The organism is Pseudomonas sp. GW821-FHT09H03, from assembly GCF_059415945.1.
The window spans coordinates 293,368-309,484 of sequence record NZ_JBWKOF010000003.1 but is presented as its reverse complement, the minus strand read 5'-3'; the positions used below and the strand labels follow the sequence as shown (position 1 = coordinate 309,484).

The window sequence follows — 16,117 nt, the reverse complement described above, 5'->3', positions numbered from 1 at the left end:
TCGTTAGCATTAGCCGAGCTGTGCGGCTACCGATTCCGGGATATCCGCATTGGAGTAGACGTTTTGCACGTCATCCAGATCCTCGAGCATGTCGATCAGCTTGAGGACTTTCTCGGCACCTTCCAGATCCAGTTCGGCACTGGTGGTCGGCAGCATGACGATTTCGGCGTCATCACCTTTGAACCCGGCCGCTTCCAGCGCGTTACGCACGGAATAGAACCCGGCAAACGAGGTGAACACGTCAATCGAGCCGTCTTCGTTGGTGACCACGTCATCGGCATCGGCTTCCATGGCCGCTTCCATCAGCGCATCTTCATCCACGCCGGCGGCGAAGGAAATCTGCCCCTTGCGCTCGAACAGGTAGGCCACCGAGCCATCGGTACCGAGGTTGCCGCCGCATTTGCTGAATGCGTGGCGAACGGCTGCCGCTGTACGGTTGCGGTTGTCAGTCATGCACTCGACCATTACCGCCACGCCGCCCGGGCCGTAACCTTCGTAGGTCAGTTCGACCATATCATCGGTATCGGCTGCGCCGGCACCGCGGGCCACCGCGCGATCGATGATATCGCGACTCATGTTCGCACCCAGGGCCTTGTCCAGGGCCAGGCGCAAACGTGGGTTGGAACCTGGATCACCACCGCCCTGACGGGCAGCGACGGTCAGCTCACGAATCCACTTGGTGAAAATCTTGCCCTTCTTGGCATCCTGACGTTCTTTGCGGTGCTTGATGTTCGCCCACTTGGAATGACCTGCCATAACTCGCTCCGTATTCTCTTTGAAACATTGCCCGCCGCGCCATGACGCGCCAGCCGGCAAACAAAAATCCCGGTCTGTTTTCGACCATTACAGATAGAAAAAAGGCGCATCCGAAGATGCGCCTTCAGGTCAGCCTTACTCAGCCTTAGGCGTTTCGCGCAGACGAATGTGCAGCTCGCGCAGTGCCTTGGCATCCACCACACCCGGTGCTTGCGTCATTACGTCCGCAGCACTCTGGGTTTTCGGGAAGGCGATCACTTCACGGATCGACTGGGCGCCGGTCATCAGCATCACCAGGCGGTCCAGACCGAAGGCCAGACCACCGTGTGGCGGCGCGCCGTACTTGAGGGCGTCAAGCAGGAAGCCGAATTTCTCTTCCTGTTCGTCTTCATTGATACCCAGCAGACGGAACACCGACTGTTGCATTTCCTTGCGGTGGATACGGATCGAACCGCCACCCAGCTCGGTGCCGTTCAGAACCATGTCGTAGGCACGGGACAGAGCGCCAGCCGGGTTGGCTTCGAGCTCTTGCGGGGTGCACTTGGGCGCGGTGAACGGGTGGTGCAAGGCGCTGAAGCTGCCGTCGTCGTTTTCTTCGAACATCGGGAAGTCGACGACCCACATTGGCGCCCACTTGCAGGTCAGCAGGTCGAGGTCATGGCCGAGCTTGATGCGCAGCGCGCCCAGGGCTTCGCTGACGATCTTGGCTTTGTCGGCACCGAAGAACACGATGTCGCCATCGACCGCACCGACGCGATCGAGGATCACATTCAGGTTGGCCTCAGGGATGTTCTTCACGATTGGCGATTGCAGGCCTTCAACACCGGCGGCGCGCTCGTTGACCTTGATGTAAGCCAGGCCCTTGGCACCGTAGATGCCGACGAACTTGGTGTAATCGTCGATCTGCTTGCGTGGCATGCTCGCCCCGCCTGGAACGCGCAAGGCGGCGATACGGCATTTAGGGTCGTTGGCCGGGCCGCTGAACACTTTGAAATCAACTTCTTTCAGTTGATCGGCAACGTCCACCAGTTCCAGCGGGTTACGCAGGTCCGGCTTGTCGGAACCATAACGACGCATGGCCTCTTCGAAGGTCATGTGCGGGAATTCGCCGAATTCCAGACCCAGCACTTCCTTGAACAGGTTGCGGATCATTTCTTCGGTCAGGCCCATGATCTCTTTTTCATCGAGGAAGCTGGTCTCGATGTCGATCTGGGTGAATTCCGGCTGGCGGTCGGCACGCAGGTCTTCGTCACGGAAGCACTTGGCGATCTGGTAGTAACGATCGAAGCCGGCGACCATCAGCAGTTGCTTGAACAGCTGCGGCGATTGCGGCAAGGCGAAGAAGCTACCGGCGTGGGTACGGCTCGGTACCAGATAGTCACGCGCACCTTCAGGGGTGGCGCGGGTCAGGATTGGCGTTTCGACGTCCAGGAAGCCGTTCTCGTCAAGGAAACGACGGATGCTGGTGGTCATGCGCGAACGCAGACGCAGCTTCTCGGCCATTTCCGGACGACGCAGGTCGAGGAAGCGATAGCGCAGGCGGGTTTCTTCGCCGACGTCGGAGAACTCGTTCAGCGGGAACGGCGGGGTTTCCGACTCGTTCAACACTTCCAGCTCGTAGCCGAGCACTTCGATCATGCCCGACGCCATGTTGGCGTTGGTGGCACCCGCCGGACGCAGGCGGACCTTGCCGGTGATCTTCACGACGTACTCGCTGCGCACGCGGTCGGCGGCGGCGAAGGTTTCAGCGCGGTCCGGATCGAACACTACCTGCGCCAGACCATCACGATCACGGATATCGAGGAAAATCACCCCACCGTGGTCACGGCGACGGTGGACCCATCCGCAAAGGGTAATTTCCTGGCCGTCCAGGCTTTCGTTCAGTTGGCCGCAATAATGGCTGCGCATCATGGTAGTGGTTTCACTTCTCGTAATTCGAAATTCGGTGGAGATCCTGCAGCAGCCTCGCCTTTGATCAAGACGCCGGGTGATGCAAAAGCTCACGTGTCGTTCAACTCAGGTTCCAGACCTTAGTCAGCTTTATCGCCGCCGGCCAGGTTCTTCTTGGAACCGGTCTTGAAATCGGTTTCGTACCAGCCGCTGCCGCTCAGGCGAAAGCCCGGCATGGACAGCATCTTTTTCAGCTCTGGCGCCTGGCAGGCAGGGCAGTCGACCAGCGGTGCGTCGCTGATCTTTTGAATGGCTTCCAACTGATGACCACAGGAAGCACATTGATAATCGTACATCGGCATGGAGGTTGTCTCGGCGATCAGATTGCTACCGCACACGCAGGGTTTCGCGGCAAAGAGCGGGATTATATCCATTAAATGCTGCCTGTGCAGCCGTAAGACTGCACAGACCGACACTCTGCCGCTTTAACTACGCCGCTAGGCCATTGCCATGCATCGCCCTTCCCTGAGGCTGTGTACAACACAGACAACCCGCACCAGACCGCTGAAGTTCTTCACCCCGCCATGACGCAAGTGAACTTCGCGGTCCACGTGGGACAACAGGGTACTGATGGTGCAACGATTGAGCCGGGCCATTTCCGCCAGAATATCCCAGTAAACCTGCTCAAGACGCAAACAGGTCGCGAAGCCATTCAAACGTACCGATCGGGACAGGGGCCGGACCAGCCCCATATCGAACTCACGGACAAACGGATCAATCCTTATATCCTCGTCCTTTCTGCCATAAACCATATCGCTGACACTCCTTTGCCATCACTGCATCTTTACAAGAGCAACTGTCTGTCGACCTATAAAAACGCAGGGACAAAGGTATATCCAGATGACTTTATGACCCTCCACGTAGGAGAAGCCGACAACAAGAGAGCGATCATGGAGCACGTCCTACTCCCGGACATTTCCCACACAACGCGGCGCTCATTCCTTCAACTAGCAAGGTATTGGCAGGGTAGGAAGGCAGTTCAGCCGTGGGTTCGTCACTGACCTTGTCGAGCAACGGAAAGAGTCCCCCGCCGTACGAGTTACAGCCTACTGGCCCTCGACCAGTTGCCGGATCATGTCCTCGGCGGCGGACACGCCCACTTCTTCCTTTATAGAGCAGAGCCGCGCATAAACAGAGTAGGCACCGGGAGCAGGAAACCCGAGGGCGCGAATGCGCTCGGCAATCGAATCGACCGCCAAGGCCAATTCGTTGTATTGCTCTTCGAACACCAAAGATGACCGGCAAGCTGCGACAAATCGCCCCCCATACACCGCCGGACGCCTTGATTTGAGTAGCTTGCAGCTTTGCTGTTAAATAGGCAGCGTGTCGTCAGTGCCTATTTTTTCGGGCGTGGCGCATAGGCTGATACCGGGTACGTGTCCAACGCCTCTTATTGTTCTGAAGCGAACCGTGCGCCATCAGCTCTTCCTTGTGAGCTGTCTTAACGTGAGTTAATCAAAATGTTGAAAATCGTCCACCTGCTGATAGGTGCAGCGGCCTTGCTGCTGTCCTTTATCCCGAGCCTGCAATCCGAAGGCTTGCCTTACCTGCAACAACCCGATGCTCTGTACCTGGCCTTTTTTGGCTTGCTCAACCTCACTCTTGCTCCGGTTATCCCTTACTGGAACAAAGGTCCGCGCCATCAACTGCAAAATCTGGTCAGCGCCCTGCTGATTCTCGCCGTGGTCCTGCAAACCCTGACATTGATCGCGCCAATGCCAGAAATCGCCGGTCAACCTGCCGTCCTGTTCAGTCTGGTCGCAGCCCTGATCGCCGTAACCCTGCACCTGGCCATCAGTTTCTACAAATCGTCACCGGCAGCCGCGTCATCCAGCTACGACATGAGCAACCGTGATACCGGCACCGTCAAGTGGTTCAACACCTCCAAAGGCTTCGGCTTTATTTCCCGCGATTCCGGCGACGATATCTTCGTGCACTTCCGGGCCATTCGTGGTGAAGGCCACCGCGTCCTGGTCGAAGGCCAGCGCGTGGAGTTCTCGGTCATGAATCGAGACAAGGGCCTGCAAGCCGAGGACGTGATCGCCGCTCTGCCGCGACGCTGATCCAGGGCTGAAAAAAACCGCGAACAGCCAGGCTGTTCGCGGTTTTTTATTACCCGGGTTTCAGTAATGCGGTGGAGGCGCCTCTTGCTCGAACGAGTCGAACTGCCCGACCATTTCCTCTTGCCGCTTGAGCAGCGCGGCCATCTGCAGTTGCAGGCGCTCGACCACCCGTTGTTGCGCCACCAGTACATCATTCAATGCCTGGATGGTGTCATCCTGAAAAGCCAGGCGGCTTTCCAGATCGGTAACGCGTTCTTCCAGGCTCATGGTTCAAACCTCCAGAAACGTAAAGTCATTGGTCAACACCAGACGCAGACGTTCGCGAATAGCCGCAATTTGCTCGCCAGCGTAGGGCTTGGCCGGGTGTTTGCCCCAAACCGGAGCCGGCCAGGCTGCATCCCCTTGAGTGCGTACGATGACGTGCATGTGTAACTGACTGACCATATTGCCCAGGGTCGCAACGTTCATCTTGTCCGCGTCGAACAAGCCTTTGAGTATTTGCGCCAGAGCGCTGGTTTCCTGCCAAAGCAGCTGCTGGTCTGCGACATCCAACTGAAATATTTCGCTGATAGCCTCACGACGAGGCACCAGGATGAACCAGGGATAGTTCGAGTCATTGGACAGCAGCAGCCGGCACAAGGGGAAATCCCCGATCGGCAATGTGTCTTGTTGAAGTCGTGGATCTAGGGCGAACACTGTGCGCACTCCGGTCGGATCATCATTTTCAGCTTAGCGCCCCTCCCGAAGGATCGCGCACCAAGCGACTGGACGGCAGCATACCTGCGAACGCAGCCGGCTTCACGACGAACCCTGCAAAGGTCTAACCGGAACCCACAACCGCGCCCCGACTTGAAACACTTTTTGCCAGGACGCACCACATCAGAACCATCTTGTGAAAAAAAGTGTGCAAATGACTGAACAATAAGGAAGTGTTCGCTTCACACCCATGGGAATTCTGGGTAAATTCACCACGAGCGTTGAAATTTTTTGCACCAAAATCGCACAGACGGTCTACGCTGGATGCTTCGACATCCGCCGAATACCCACTGGCGGTGTGAACCGGTAACATTTTTGCGTGCCAGGTTCCGACCCGACTGCGCAACATGATGCAAAGTTCGACGTCAAGCCATAACGACGCCCCCTTGATCCCCCCGGTTTCATGAGGTCTTTACGGCATTTGGCGGAGCATCAGAAAAAATTTGCAACAGATTCATGATTTGTGCACGTTTGTTGCATTCACACCCACATCGCCTGCGATGCATCCGCTGGAAGTGGATTCATTGAAGGCAAATAACACAGTGGCAGGGTAGCCCAAGGGAGATTCAGCGTTTCACCAGGGACTCTTTTTGGCACTCAGATTCAGAAAAAAAGTATTGACGTTGTCAACCCGGATGCGTTGGGGTTGTAGATTTGCGACATCTACCAAGCTCTTTGCGACAGGGTCGTAAAGAAGCCGAAAGGATGGATGCGCAAGTATCGCCAACATTGTCGGCGTGATATAAGTTTGCGCCGACACAAAAAGAAAGAGCCGCCCAGATAATAAAACAGGTGGGACGGCAGTACTCTTCTAAAACCAAAGGAGCAAATCACGATGCGCGTGATGAAGTGGAGCATGATCGCACTGGCAGTTGCAGCAGCAGCCAGTACTCAGTTGGCTACGGCCGCACCTTTCGTAAGTGACCAGGCTGAAGCCAAAGGTTTTGTTGAAGACAGCACGCTGAACTTGCTGGTTCGCAACTACTACTTCAACCGTGATAACAAAGATGGCGGCAACGACCAGAAAGACTGGACCCAGGGCATCTGGGGCAACTACAGCTCCGGTTACACCCAAGGCCTGATCGGCGTTGGCGTTGATGCCTACGGTTACCTGGCAATCAAACTGGACGGTGGCGACGGCACCGGTGGCACCGGCAACATGAGCCGTGGCGCTGATGGCGAAGTCAACGACAGCCAGGGCAAAGCCGGCGGCGCCATTAAAGCCCGCATCTCCAAAACCGAGCTGAAATTCGGCGACATGCAGCCAAGCACTTCCCCAGTGTTCGCTGTAGGCGGCTCCCGTATCCTGCCGCAAACTGCCACTGGTATCCAACTGCAGAGCAGCGAGATCAAAGACCTCGACCTCGAAGCCGGTCACTTCTACTCGGGTAGCAGCCAGGACAAAAACGCCCGTGACGGCGACCTGTGGGCTACTTACGCCGGCGTTGCCGCCAACAAGATCGACTACTTCGGTGGCAAGTACGGTTTCACCGACAACCTGTCTGCATCGCTGTACGGCGCCAAGCTGGAAGACATCTGGAACCAGTACTACGCCAACCTGAACTACACCATCCCATTCACCGACAGTGAGTCGTTGAACCTGGACGGTAACATCTACAACACCAAAGACACTGGTGATGCCAAAGCCGGCGAAATCAGCAACACCACGTTCTCCCTGGCTGCTGCTTTCTCGTTCCTGAAAGCACACACCATTACCCTGGGCTTCCAGAAGGTCAACGGCGACACTCCGTTCGACTACATCGGTGTAGGCAAGAACAACCGCGGCGGCGACTCGATCTTCCTCGCCAACTCCATCCAGTACTCTGACTTCAACGCACCAAACGAGAAGTCTGCCCAGGTTCGTTACGACCTGAAAATGGCTGAGTACGGCGTTCCAGGTCTGAGCTTCATGACCCGTTACGTGAAAGGTTGGGACATCGACGGCACCAAAGCCCCAGTAGGCGGCGCTTACGAAGGCATATATGGCGCTGACGGCAAGCACAACGAAACCAACTTCGAAGCCAAGTACGTTGTTCAGACTGGCCCGGCAAAAGACCTGTCCTTCCGTATTCGTCAGGCATGGCACTTCGCTAACGCCGACGAAGGCGAAGGCGACGTGAAAGAGTTCCGTTTCATCGTCGACTACCCGCTGTCGGTTTTGTAATCGCATCCAGTTAGTTTGCGGTAACAAACAAAAAGGCCCATCTTCGGATGGGCCTTTTTTTATTGCTTTGCCTGACCACAAAGTCAGGCAGTGACGACCACCCGCATTACTGCACGGCAGATTCCTGAACCACACGAATAACGCGCTGTGGAAATGGAATATCGATGCCAGCATCTCTGAGGCGATCACGGGATTGCTCATTGAACATGAACAACACATCCCAGTAATCGGCAGTTTTGACCCAAACACGCAGCGATACAGTGATCGAGCTGTCACCCAGGGTCGAAATCACCGCCTGAGGTTCCGGATCAGTCAGCACACGTGGGTCCTTGGCCAGATCCAGCAACACTTGACGGGCCTTTTGCAGGTCCGCTTCGTAATCGACACCCACATCAAATACGACTTTGCGGGTCGGTTGACGATTAGTGTTGGTAATGATGCCATTCGACAGATTGCCGTTGGGCACGATGATGGTCTTGTTGTCGCCGGTGCGCAGTACCGTGTGGAAAATCTGGATGCTGTCGACGGTGCCTGCAACACCTTGGGCCTCGATCCAGTCACCGATACGAAACGGACGGAACAACAGAATCAGCACGCCACCGGCGAAGTTCGCCAGGCTGCCCTGCAGCGCCAGACCAATGGCCAGGCCCGCGGCACCGATTGCCGCCACGAACGATGTGGTTTCCACACCGATCATCGACGCCACGCTGACGATCAGCAAAACCTTGAGAATGATGTTGGCCAGGCTGCTGATAAAACCCTGCAACGCCAGATCGGCGTTGCGTAGCGCCAACAGGCCACCGAGTTTTTGCGTGACCTTGTTGATCAGCCACCAGCCAATGGCCAGGGTGAGCACGGCCAGCAGCACACGACTGCTGTACTCCATGATCATCGGGATCCAGGTCTGGGACACCTTGACCAGATTGTCTACTTCGGCATTTAAGTCCATCTGCTTACTCCTGTTTCCGGCTACTGTTTGCGGCTAACCGGCACGCGAAAAATAAAGCGGCAGAAAGATCGAACCGCTACGGGCTCAATCGTTTCTGCCATTGCTTGGGCCTCCGACGCCAAAAACGCCGAGAGGTTCCCACCCCGAAGATCAGTCGCGGAAGTTGTTGAACTGCAGCGGCATCCCAAACTCCTTGGCACGCAGCGCTGCAATGGCCTCCTGCAGATCGTCACGCTTCTTGCCGGTAATGCGCACTTGCTCACCCTGAATGGCGGCCTGGACCTTGAGCTTGGCGTCTTTGACGTGAGCGACGATTTTCTTCGCCATCTCCTTGTCGATGCCTTCCTTGAGGACGGCTTCCTGCTTCATCAGCTTGCCCGAGGCAAAAGCATCCTTGACCTCAAGGCACTGCACATCGATCTTGCGCTTGACCAGCGCCAGCTTGAGGATCTCAATCATCGCCTCAAGCTGGAAATCCGCTTCAGCGGTGAGGTTGACGGTCAGGTCTTTTTCCTTGAACTCGAAGCTGCCCTTGCCTTTCAGGTCATAACGACGATCGAGTTCCTTGACGGCGTTCTCGACCGCGTTGGTGACTTCGTGTTTGTCCAGTTCGGATACCACGTCGAACGACGGCATGTAATCTCTCCAAATATTAAGGCGCGTCGGTGGAACACGCCTGGCTTGCGGTTAAAATCCGCGCTGATTATAACGGGTCTTTCCCATCATTCGCTGCGAGCCTCGGATGCGCGCCTTAAACAGAGCAAAAAGCTGATGTCCACTACCTGGCATGTCCTGGGCGCCGGCAGCCTCGGCACTTTATGGGCGACTCGTCTGGCCCGGGCCGCAGCCCCGGTCCGCCTTATACTGCGCGACGCCGCGCGGTTGCGGGCCTATGAGGCGGCCGGCGGGCTGACGCTGGTAGAAAACGGTGAAGCCCGACGCTACGCCGTGCCCGCCGAGACACCCGACAGCAGCGAACCGATCCACCGCCTGCTGGTGGCCTGTAAAGCCTACGATGCGCAAAGCGCGGTGGCCCGTCTGGCTCAACGCCTGGCACCCGGCGCCGAGTTGATCCTGTTGCAAAACGGTCTTGGCAGTCAGGACGCCGTGGCGGCGCAGGTCCCACAGGCGCGCTGTGTTTACGCGTCGAGTACCGAAGGCGCATTTCGCGACGGCGATTGGCGAGTGGTGTTCGCCGGGCACGGCTTTACCTGGTTGGGAGACGTCAGCCATCCAGTGGCGCCCATCTGGCTGGACGATCTGAACGCCGCCGGCATCCCGCACGAGTGGAGCACCGAAATTCTCACGCGACTGTGGAGAAAGCTCGCCCTCAACTGCGCGATCAATCCACTGACAGTGCTTCACGATTGTCGCAATGGCGGTTTGCAAGATCATCACTGTGAGGTCGCCACCCTGTGCGGCGAACTGACAGAGTTGCTTGAGCGTTGCGGCCAGCCGGCCGCGGCAGAGAATCTGCAACAGGAAGTTGAACGGGTGATACAGGCAACCGCCGCCAATTTCTCATCGATGCACCAGGACGTGGCGAGTCAGCGCCGTACCGAGATCAACTACCTGCTGGGCTACGCCTGCAAAGTTGCAACCCGTCACCAGTTGAATCTGCCCCACCTCAATGGGCTTGAAGCAAGGTTGATCGATCATCTGCACCGCCTTGGATTGCCCAGCGACTGAGCAGCGGCTACGCTGGCCACTTGTTCCTTTGCAGCGATCAACCTGATGCCATTGCGCCAGCGCCTCGAAAACCTGCCTGTCGGTCAGAAACTGCTGGCCGCCCTGCTGGTGCTATTGACCACTGTTCTGCTGGTCGCCAACCTGACGTTTATCAGCGCCGCCTACTACATCTCCCAGGAGAGCATGGCGCCCCAGGCCCTGCAGACCATCGGCCGACTGGTTTCCAACCCGAGCCTGGCATCAGAGGCTGTAGAGTCACCGCAAAGCGCCGAACGCCTGCTCAATGAACTCAATAGCTATTCTCCGCTACGCGCGGCAGCGATATACGACGGCAAAGGTGAACGCCTTGCGCAGCTGCAGCACGGCGACAAACTCGAACTGCCGAAACATTTCCGGCACATCGAAGCCTGGCAGACCACCGAGTTTCGCAGCAATCAAGTCATCACCCTGCCCCGCCCCGGCGCCGCGCCCGGCCACCTGTTGCTGGTGGCCAGCAGTGAGCTGCCGATGGCGTTCTACACCGGAACCCTGACCGCCAGCCTCGGCATCCTGATCTTCAGTGTGCTGTTGTGGCTGGTGATTGCCCGCCAGATCAAGCGTCTGATTACCCGGCCGATCCATCAACTCGAAGAGTTGTCCCGACAGGTGACCCGCGAAGAGAACTACGCCCTGCGCGCGTCCCGTGGCAACCACGACGAAATCGGCAGCCTCGCCGAAGCCTTCAACACCATGCTCTCGCGAATCGAGGCAAGGGAGCAGCAGCTCAAACGGGCCCGGGACGACTCACAGCAAGCCTATGACCAGGCCCAGGGGCTCGCCGAGGAAACCCGCCATACCAACCGCAAGCTGGAACTCGAAGTCCAGGTGCGCAGCAAGATCGAGAAGAAGCTCACCGGTTTCCAGAACTACCTCAATAGCATCATCGACTCCATGCCGTCGGCGCTGATTGCCCTCGACGAGCAGCTCTACGTGACCCAATGGAACCAGGAGGCCAGCGCCCTGTCCGGGACCCGCCTGGATGAAGCCTTGAATCAGCCGATCTACCTCGCTTTCGAACCGCTCAAGCCGTTTTTACCCCAGCTCAAGCAAACCGTCGAACAACATACAGTGGCGAAAATCGAACGTGTTACCTGGGTCAAGGACGACGAGCCCCGCCACTACGCGCTGACGTTCTACCCGTTAATGGGCGGCGCCGGGCGTGGCGTGGTCATCCGGATCGACGACATTACCCAGCGCCTGTCGCTGGAAGAAATGATGGTGCAGTCGGAGAAAATGCTATCGGTGGGCGGCCTGGCCGCCGGCATGGCCCACGAAATCAACAACCCCTTGGGGGCGATCCTGCACAACGTACAGAACATCCGTCGCCGCCTGTCACCGGAACTGCCGAAGAATCTCGAAATGGCCGAGCAGGCAGGCATCGATCTGGCGACGGTCAACCAGTATCTGCAAGTGCGCGAAGTGCCACAGTTGCTCGACGGCATCCAGCAGGCCGGGGCCCGGGCGGCAAAGATCGTCACCCACATGCTCAGCTTCAGCCGTCGCAGCACCCGGCAAATGGCCCCCTGTGATCTGCCGGCGCTGATCGACCAGGCCGTTGAAATCGCCGGTAACGACTTCGACCTGGCCATCGGTTTTGACTTCAAGGGCCAGGCAATCATTCGTCAGTTCGATCCCGCGCTGGGCCCGGTGCCCGGCACCGCCAACGAACTGGAGCAAGTGCTGCTCAATCTACTGAAAAACGCAGCCCAGGCCATCCACCAGCGTGAAGACGACAGTGAGCCGGGGCGGATCATTCTGCGCACACGGCTCAACCCGCCCTGGGCGGAAATCCAGGTCGAGGACAACGGCATCGGCATGACCGAAAACGTACGTAAACGCACCTTCGAGCCTTTCTTCACCACCAAGGAAATCGGCCAGGGCACTGGCCTTGGCCTGTCGGTGTCATACTTCATCATCACCAACAACCACAAGGGCCAGATGGAAGTGCAATCGTCCGTGGGCCAGGGCACTTGTTTCACCTTGCGCCTGCCCTTGGCGAGCGGCACCGCGCTTGTCTCCCAGGAAATCAAACAGCTTTCGAGGTAACCATGGGCTTTCGCCTGTCGAAGATTTACACCCGCACCGGCGACAAAGGCGAGACCGGCCTGGGCGACGGCCGTCGCGTGCCCAAGGACCACCCTCGGATCGAGGCCATTGGCGAAGTCGATTCGCTGAACAGTCAGGTTGGCGTACTGCTTGCCGGGTTGGCGGCGCAAAGTGCCGAGTATCCAGGCTTGAATGAAGTGATCGAGGTGCTGGCACCGTGTCAGCATCGATTGTTCGACCTCGGTGGTGAACTGGCGATGCCGGTGTATCAGGCGCTCAATGGGCTGGAAATCGAACGGCTGGAAGCGGCGATCGATGTGTGGAACGAAGAGTTGGGGCCGCTGGAGAATTTCATTCTGCCAGGAGGCTCTGCGCTGATTGCCCAGGCCCATGTCTGCCGTAGCCTGGCGCGCAGTGCCGAGCGGCGGTGTCAGCAGTTGAATACGATCGAGCCGCTGACCGGGGTTGGCTTGGCGTATATCAATCGGTTGTCGGATCTGTTGTTTGTGGTGGCGCGGTTGATTGCCAAGCGTCAGGGGATTGCCGAAATTCTCTGGCAAGCGGCGGCAAAGCCTGGAGTTTAGTCGGCGCCTGTCAGGCCGTCTTCGCGAGCAAGCCCGCTCCCACAGTGGATCGCGTTTCTACTATAAGAATTCGATCTAATGTGGGAGCGGGCTTGCTCGCGAAGAGGCCGGCTGCATGGGCACAGAATCAGCTTTCAGGCCAAAACGCCCGAATCCCCGCCACACCTTGTGCACCTGCTTGCCAAGCCTTCTGTTGCTCCGCCGGGCCAACACCGCCCAACAGAAACACCGGCTTGCTGAAGCCATCGATCAAACCCGAAGCCCGCTCCCACCCCAACGGCTCAGCCCCCGGATGAGTCAAGGTCGGCTGTACCGGCGACAATGTCACGAAGTCCACGCCCATCTGCTCCGCCAGTGCCAGCTCTTCGGCGTCATGGCATGAAGCCGCCAGCCAGCGCGATGCGGGCAACGGCCGGCCGGCAGCGGCGTACTTGCGCAGCTGAGCAGAAGTAATGTGCCAACCGGCAGCCGGAAAGTCCCCCAGCCATTCGAACGGCCCCTTGATCATCAACTGCGCCTTGCCGGCACACAGGCCCACGGCATCCACCGCCAGGTCGCGATACTTGGGGTCGTAGCCGTTCGGTGCCCGCAGCTGAATCAGCTTGATGCCGCTGGCAATGGCTTTCTGGATACCGCGCAGCAAGGCCGGGGTTTCCAGATCCTCGGGAGTGATCAGGTACTGTGCCGGTAACCGCGCTGCGGCGACAATTGGCTGATTCGCTGCCGGGAACTCATAGCTCGACAGGTCGCGAGGCGCAACCCAGGCCAGCGGCTGCCCTTCGGCGCCGTGGGGTTCGCCGGTGAACGCCGAGACTTCCCAGACATCAAGCAACACCTGCTTGTCCGGGTAATCATGGCGGACCTTGATCAGCGGACGCGCCGCACCGACCACAATTCCCAGTTCTTCATGGAGCTCACGGGCCAGCGCGGTTTCTACCGATTCATCGGCCTCGACCTTGCCGCCCGGAAACTCCCACAGACCACCCTGGTGCTGAGTATCGGCACGGCGGGCAATCAGGATCTGGCCACTGCTGTCACGGATGACGGCGGCGGCGACGTGTACAGGTTTCACTGTTGCATCTCCTCCAGTCCTGCCTTCTGCCAGGCCTTGAAGGCCGGCCATTGGTAGAGGGTTTCGACATAAGCTTCGTCGGCAGCCGGCAGCGATACCTGATAGGTACGCAGGCGCACGGCGATCGGGGCGAAGAACGCATCGGCCAGGCTCACGCGACCAAACAGGTACGGCCCGGCTTCGGTGGCAACGGCACGGCATTCAGCCCATAACGCCAACATACGCTCGATATCGGCGCTCACTTCAGGCGGCACCGGGTTCAGCGGTGCGTCGTGGCTCAGATCGAACGGCATATGGTTGCGCATGGCGAAAAAGCCGCTGTGCATTTGCGCACAGGCGGATCGGGCCTGAGCACGGGCGACGATGTCGGTCGGCCAGAGTTGTTCGCCAGGAAACTGCTCCGCCAGGTATTCGGCAATCGCCAATGAGTCGGCGATGGTGACGCGAGCCGTTTGCAGCAGCGGTACCTTGCCGGTCGGCGAATGCTTGAGCAAGCGCTCACGGGTGTCGGGTTGGTTCAGCTTGATCAGCTCTTCGGTGTAGGGGGCGCCAGTCAGATCCAGGGCCAGGGCGCCGCGCAGGGACCAGGAGGAAAGCAGTTTGTCGCCGATGATCAGGTGCAGGCTCATGTTCGGGACCTTTTGATGAAAGGAACGATTCAGTCCAGGTAGAGACTGGCCGTCCGCCTTCGCGAGCAAGCCCGCTCCCACAGTAGATTTTCACTGAACACTGTATTTGTGTACGGCTGGGTCCAATGTGGGAGCGGGCTTGCTCGCGAACGGGCCGACTCGGTCTCTAGCCGGATTAAGTACGGTATTCGGCGTTGATCTTCACGTACTCATGGGACAGGTCGGTGGTCCAGATGGTTTCGCTGCAGTCCCCGCGACCCAGCTCGATGCGGATGGTGATCTCTTCCTGCTGCATCACCGCCGCGCCCTGGGCTTCGGTATAGGTCGCAGCACGCGCGCCACGGCTGGCGATGCACACCTCACCGAGGAACACATCGATCTTGCTCACGTCCAGGTCCGGTACGCCGGCACGGCCGACGGCGGCGAGGATACGGCCCCAGTTCGGGTCGGAGGCGAACAACGCAGTCTTGATCAGCGGCGAGTGGGCCACGGTGTAACCAACGTCCAGGCATTCCTGATGATTGCCGCCGCCGTTGACTTCAACGGTGACAAATTTAGTCGCGCCTTCGCCGTCACGAACGATGGCCTGGGCCACGTCCATGCACACTTCGAACACCGCCTGCTTCAACTTGGCGAACAGCTCACCTTCGGCGCGGGTGATTTCCGGCAGCGCCGCCTGACCGGTGGCGATCAGCATGCAGCAGTCGTTGGTCGAGGTGTCGCCATCGATGGTGATGCGGTTGAACGACTTGTTGGCGCCGTCCAGCATCAGGTTTTGCAGCACATCGCGCGAAACTTTGGCGTCGGTGGCGATGTAGCCAAGCATGGTCGCCATGTTCGGACGAATCATCCCGGCGCCTTTGCTGATGCCGGTGACGGTGATGGTCACGCCGTCATGCTGGAACTGGCGGCTGGCCCCCTTGGGCAGGGTATCGGTGGTCATGATGCCGGTGGCGGCAGCTTCCCAGTTATTGATCGACAGGTCGTCGAGGGCGGCCTGCAGCGCGCCTTCGATTTTCTCGACCGGCAGTGGCTCGCCGATCACACCCGTGGAGTACGGCAGCACCAGGCTGGCATCGACACCGGTCAGCTCGGCCAGCTTCGCGCAAGTGCGCTCGGCAGCCGCCAGGCCTGGCTCGCCGGTACCGGCGTTGGCATTGCCGGTGTTGGTCAGCAGATAACGGACAGGGCCTTGCACACGCTGCTTGGCCAGGATCACCGGAGCTGCGCAAAAGGCGTTCAGGGTGAACACGCCGGCAACGGTCGAGCCTTCGGCACAGCGCATGACCACAACATCCTTGCGTCCCGGACGCTTGATGCCGGCCGAGGCAATACCGAGTTCAAAACCGGCAACCGGGTGCAACGTTGGCAAAGGACCAAGACCAACAGCCATGAATGCGCTCCTCAATGAGTAAAGTCA

16 protein-coding genes and 1 pseudogene are annotated in these 16,117 nt (G+C 58.6%); 5 read left to right on the top strand and 12 right to left on the bottom strand.

What is annotated here, in order from left to right; translation table 11 throughout:
* Positions 1-9: 9 nt before the first annotated feature.
* The 5 genes and pseudogenes from AC07OG_RS06290 to AC07OG_RS06270 all read right to left on the bottom strand — a co-directional run.
* Positions 10-756 (bottom strand): YebC/PmpR family DNA-binding transcriptional regulator, encoded by a 747-nt coding sequence (locus AC07OG_RS06290; RefSeq protein WP_046042206.1) that lies wholly within the window; start codon positions 754-756, stop codon positions 10-12.
* Positions 757-891: 135 nt separating this feature from the next.
* Entirely contained in the window at positions 892-2,667 is a 1,776-nt protein-coding gene (gene aspS / locus AC07OG_RS06285) for an aspartate--tRNA ligase (RefSeq protein WP_060539644.1), read from the bottom strand.
* A 119-nt stretch (positions 2,668-2,786) separates the two neighbouring features.
* On the bottom strand, positions 2,787-3,008 hold the full coding sequence (locus tag AC07OG_RS06280; RefSeq protein ID WP_060539757.1) for an FmdB family zinc ribbon protein: 222 nt from the start codon (positions 3,006-3,008) through the stop codon (positions 2,787-2,789).
* Between the two features lie 135 nt (positions 3,009-3,143).
* On the bottom strand, positions 3,144-3,458 hold the full coding sequence (locus AC07OG_RS06275) for a ribbon-helix-helix domain-containing protein (protein WP_060539643.1): 315 nt from the start codon (positions 3,456-3,458) through the stop codon (positions 3,144-3,146).
* Between the two features lie 223 nt (positions 3,459-3,681).
* Positions 3,682-3,938: pseudogene (locus AC07OG_RS06270) on the bottom strand (Dps family protein); the annotation flags it as partial.
* Between the two features lie 228 nt (positions 3,939-4,166).
* Here AC07OG_RS06270 and AC07OG_RS06265 point away from each other — a divergent pair.
* Positions 4,167-4,769, top strand: coding sequence for a cold-shock protein (locus AC07OG_RS06265; RefSeq protein WP_060539642.1), 603 nt, complete (start codon positions 4,167-4,169; stop codon positions 4,767-4,769).
* 60 nt (positions 4,770-4,829) lie between these two features.
* Here AC07OG_RS06265 and AC07OG_RS06260 read toward each other — a convergent pair whose 3' ends face one another.
* Positions 4,830-5,036: a SlyX family protein gene (locus AC07OG_RS06260; protein ID WP_060539641.1), complete on the bottom strand. Its 207-nt coding sequence runs from the start codon at positions 5,034-5,036 to the stop codon at positions 4,830-4,832.
* A gap of 3 nt (positions 5,037-5,039) precedes the next feature.
* Entirely contained in the window at positions 5,040-5,465 is a 426-nt protein-coding gene (locus tag AC07OG_RS06255; RefSeq protein ID WP_495066484.1) for an HIT domain-containing protein, read from the bottom strand.
* A gap of 895 nt (positions 5,466-6,360) precedes the next feature.
* Between AC07OG_RS06255 and AC07OG_RS06250 the strand changes: the two genes are divergently transcribed.
* Positions 6,361-7,689, top strand: a complete 1,329-nt coding sequence (locus AC07OG_RS06250) for an OprD family porin (protein ID WP_495066483.1) — start codon at positions 6,361-6,363, stop codon at positions 7,687-7,689.
* A 106-nt stretch (positions 7,690-7,795) separates the two neighbouring features.
* Here AC07OG_RS06250 and AC07OG_RS06245 read toward each other — a convergent pair whose 3' ends face one another.
* Both AC07OG_RS06245 and AC07OG_RS06240 read right to left on the bottom strand, forming a co-directional pair.
* A complete protein-coding gene (locus tag AC07OG_RS06245) occupies positions 7,796-8,638 on the bottom strand; it encodes a mechanosensitive ion channel family protein (RefSeq protein WP_060539638.1) in 843 nt (280 codons plus the stop codon).
* 150 nt (positions 8,639-8,788) lie between these two features.
* Positions 8,789-9,274 carry a YajQ family cyclic di-GMP-binding protein gene (locus AC07OG_RS06240; RefSeq protein ID WP_060539637.1) on the bottom strand — a complete coding sequence of 162 codons (486 nt, stop codon included), beginning with the start codon at positions 9,272-9,274 and terminating at the stop codon, positions 8,789-8,791.
* 135 nt (positions 9,275-9,409) lie between these two features.
* On the opposite strand from AC07OG_RS06240, the gene AC07OG_RS06235 reads away from it, so the two are divergent.
* Genes AC07OG_RS06235 through AC07OG_RS06225 form a run of 3 tightly spaced genes read left to right on the top strand, consistent with a single transcriptional unit; the run spans position 9,410 to position 12,996 of the window.
* Positions 9,410-10,327, top strand: coding sequence for a putative 2-dehydropantoate 2-reductase (locus AC07OG_RS06235; RefSeq protein ID WP_495066482.1), 918 nt, complete (start codon positions 9,410-9,412; stop codon positions 10,325-10,327).
* A gap of 45 nt (positions 10,328-10,372) precedes the next feature.
* Complete coding sequence (locus AC07OG_RS06230) at positions 10,373-12,412, top strand: sensor histidine kinase (RefSeq protein WP_495066481.1); 2,040 nt, start codon at positions 10,373-10,375, stop codon at positions 12,410-12,412.
* A 2-nt stretch (positions 12,413-12,414) separates the two neighbouring features.
* Positions 12,415-12,996, top strand: a complete 582-nt coding sequence (locus AC07OG_RS06225) for a cob(I)yrinic acid a,c-diamide adenosyltransferase (RefSeq protein ID WP_495066480.1) — start codon at positions 12,415-12,417, stop codon at positions 12,994-12,996.
* A gap of 127 nt (positions 12,997-13,123) precedes the next feature.
* On the opposite strand, the gene AC07OG_RS06220 is transcribed toward AC07OG_RS06225, so the two are convergent.
* The 3 genes from AC07OG_RS06220 to argJ form a co-directional block, all read right to left on the bottom strand.
* Entirely contained in the window at positions 13,124-14,068 is a 945-nt protein-coding gene (locus AC07OG_RS06220) for a Nudix family hydrolase (protein WP_060539633.1), read from the bottom strand.
* Entirely contained in the window at positions 14,065-14,697 is a 633-nt protein-coding gene (locus tag AC07OG_RS06215; protein ID WP_060539632.1) for a glutathione S-transferase family protein, read from the bottom strand. Before AC07OG_RS06215 ends, AC07OG_RS06220 begins: the two co-directional genes overlap by 4 nt.
* A gap of 175 nt (positions 14,698-14,872) precedes the next feature.
* A complete protein-coding gene (argJ, locus tag AC07OG_RS06210; protein ID WP_060539631.1) occupies positions 14,873-16,090 on the bottom strand; it encodes a bifunctional glutamate N-acetyltransferase/amino-acid acetyltransferase ArgJ in 1,218 nt (405 codons plus the stop codon).
* Between the last annotated feature and the right edge of the window lie 27 nt (positions 16,091-16,117).

Bases quoted from the DNA above. Each gene is read 5' to 3' on its own strand.
- AC07OG_RS06250 (WP_495066483.1), top strand. From the start codon at position 6,361: ATGCGCGTGATGAAGTGGAGCATGATCGCACTGGCAGTTGCAGCAGCA.
- AC07OG_RS06290 (WP_046042206.1), bottom strand. From the start codon at position 756: ATGGCAGGTCATTCCAAGTGGGCGAACATCAAGCACCGCAAAGAACGT.
- argJ (WP_060539631.1), bottom strand. From the start codon at position 16,090: ATGGCTGTTGGTCTTGGTCCTTTGCCAACGTTGCACCCGGTTGCCGGT.
- AC07OG_RS06230 (WP_495066481.1), top strand. From the start codon at position 10,373: ATGCCATTGCGCCAGCGCCTCGAAAACCTGCCTGTCGGTCAGAAACTG.
- AC07OG_RS06215 (WP_060539632.1), bottom strand. From the start codon at position 14,697: ATGAGCCTGCACCTGATCATCGGCGACAAACTGCTTTCCTCCTGGTCC.
- AC07OG_RS06265 (WP_060539642.1), top strand. From the start codon at position 4,167: ATGTTGAAAATCGTCCACCTGCTGATAGGTGCAGCGGCCTTGCTGCTG.
- aspS (WP_060539644.1), bottom strand. From the start codon at position 2,667: ATGATGCGCAGCCATTATTGCGGCCAACTGAACGAAAGCCTGGACGGC.
- AC07OG_RS06275 (WP_060539643.1), bottom strand. From the start codon at position 3,458: ATGGTTTATGGCAGAAAGGACGAGGATATAAGGATTGATCCGTTTGTC.
- AC07OG_RS06260 (WP_060539641.1), bottom strand. From the start codon at position 5,036: ATGAGCCTGGAAGAACGCGTTACCGATCTGGAAAGCCGCCTGGCTTTT.
- AC07OG_RS06240 (WP_060539637.1), bottom strand. From the start codon at position 9,274: ATGCCGTCGTTCGACGTGGTATCCGAACTGGACAAACACGAAGTCACC.
- AC07OG_RS06280 (WP_060539757.1), bottom strand. From the start codon at position 3,008: ATGCCGATGTACGATTATCAATGTGCTTCCTGTGGTCATCAGTTGGAA.
- AC07OG_RS06225 (WP_495066480.1), top strand. From the start codon at position 12,415: ATGGGCTTTCGCCTGTCGAAGATTTACACCCGCACCGGCGACAAAGGC.
- AC07OG_RS06245 (WP_060539638.1), bottom strand. From the start codon at position 8,638: ATGGACTTAAATGCCGAAGTAGACAATCTGGTCAAGGTGTCCCAGACC.
- AC07OG_RS06235 (WP_495066482.1), top strand. From the start codon at position 9,410: ATGTCCACTACCTGGCATGTCCTGGGCGCCGGCAGCCTCGGCACTTTA.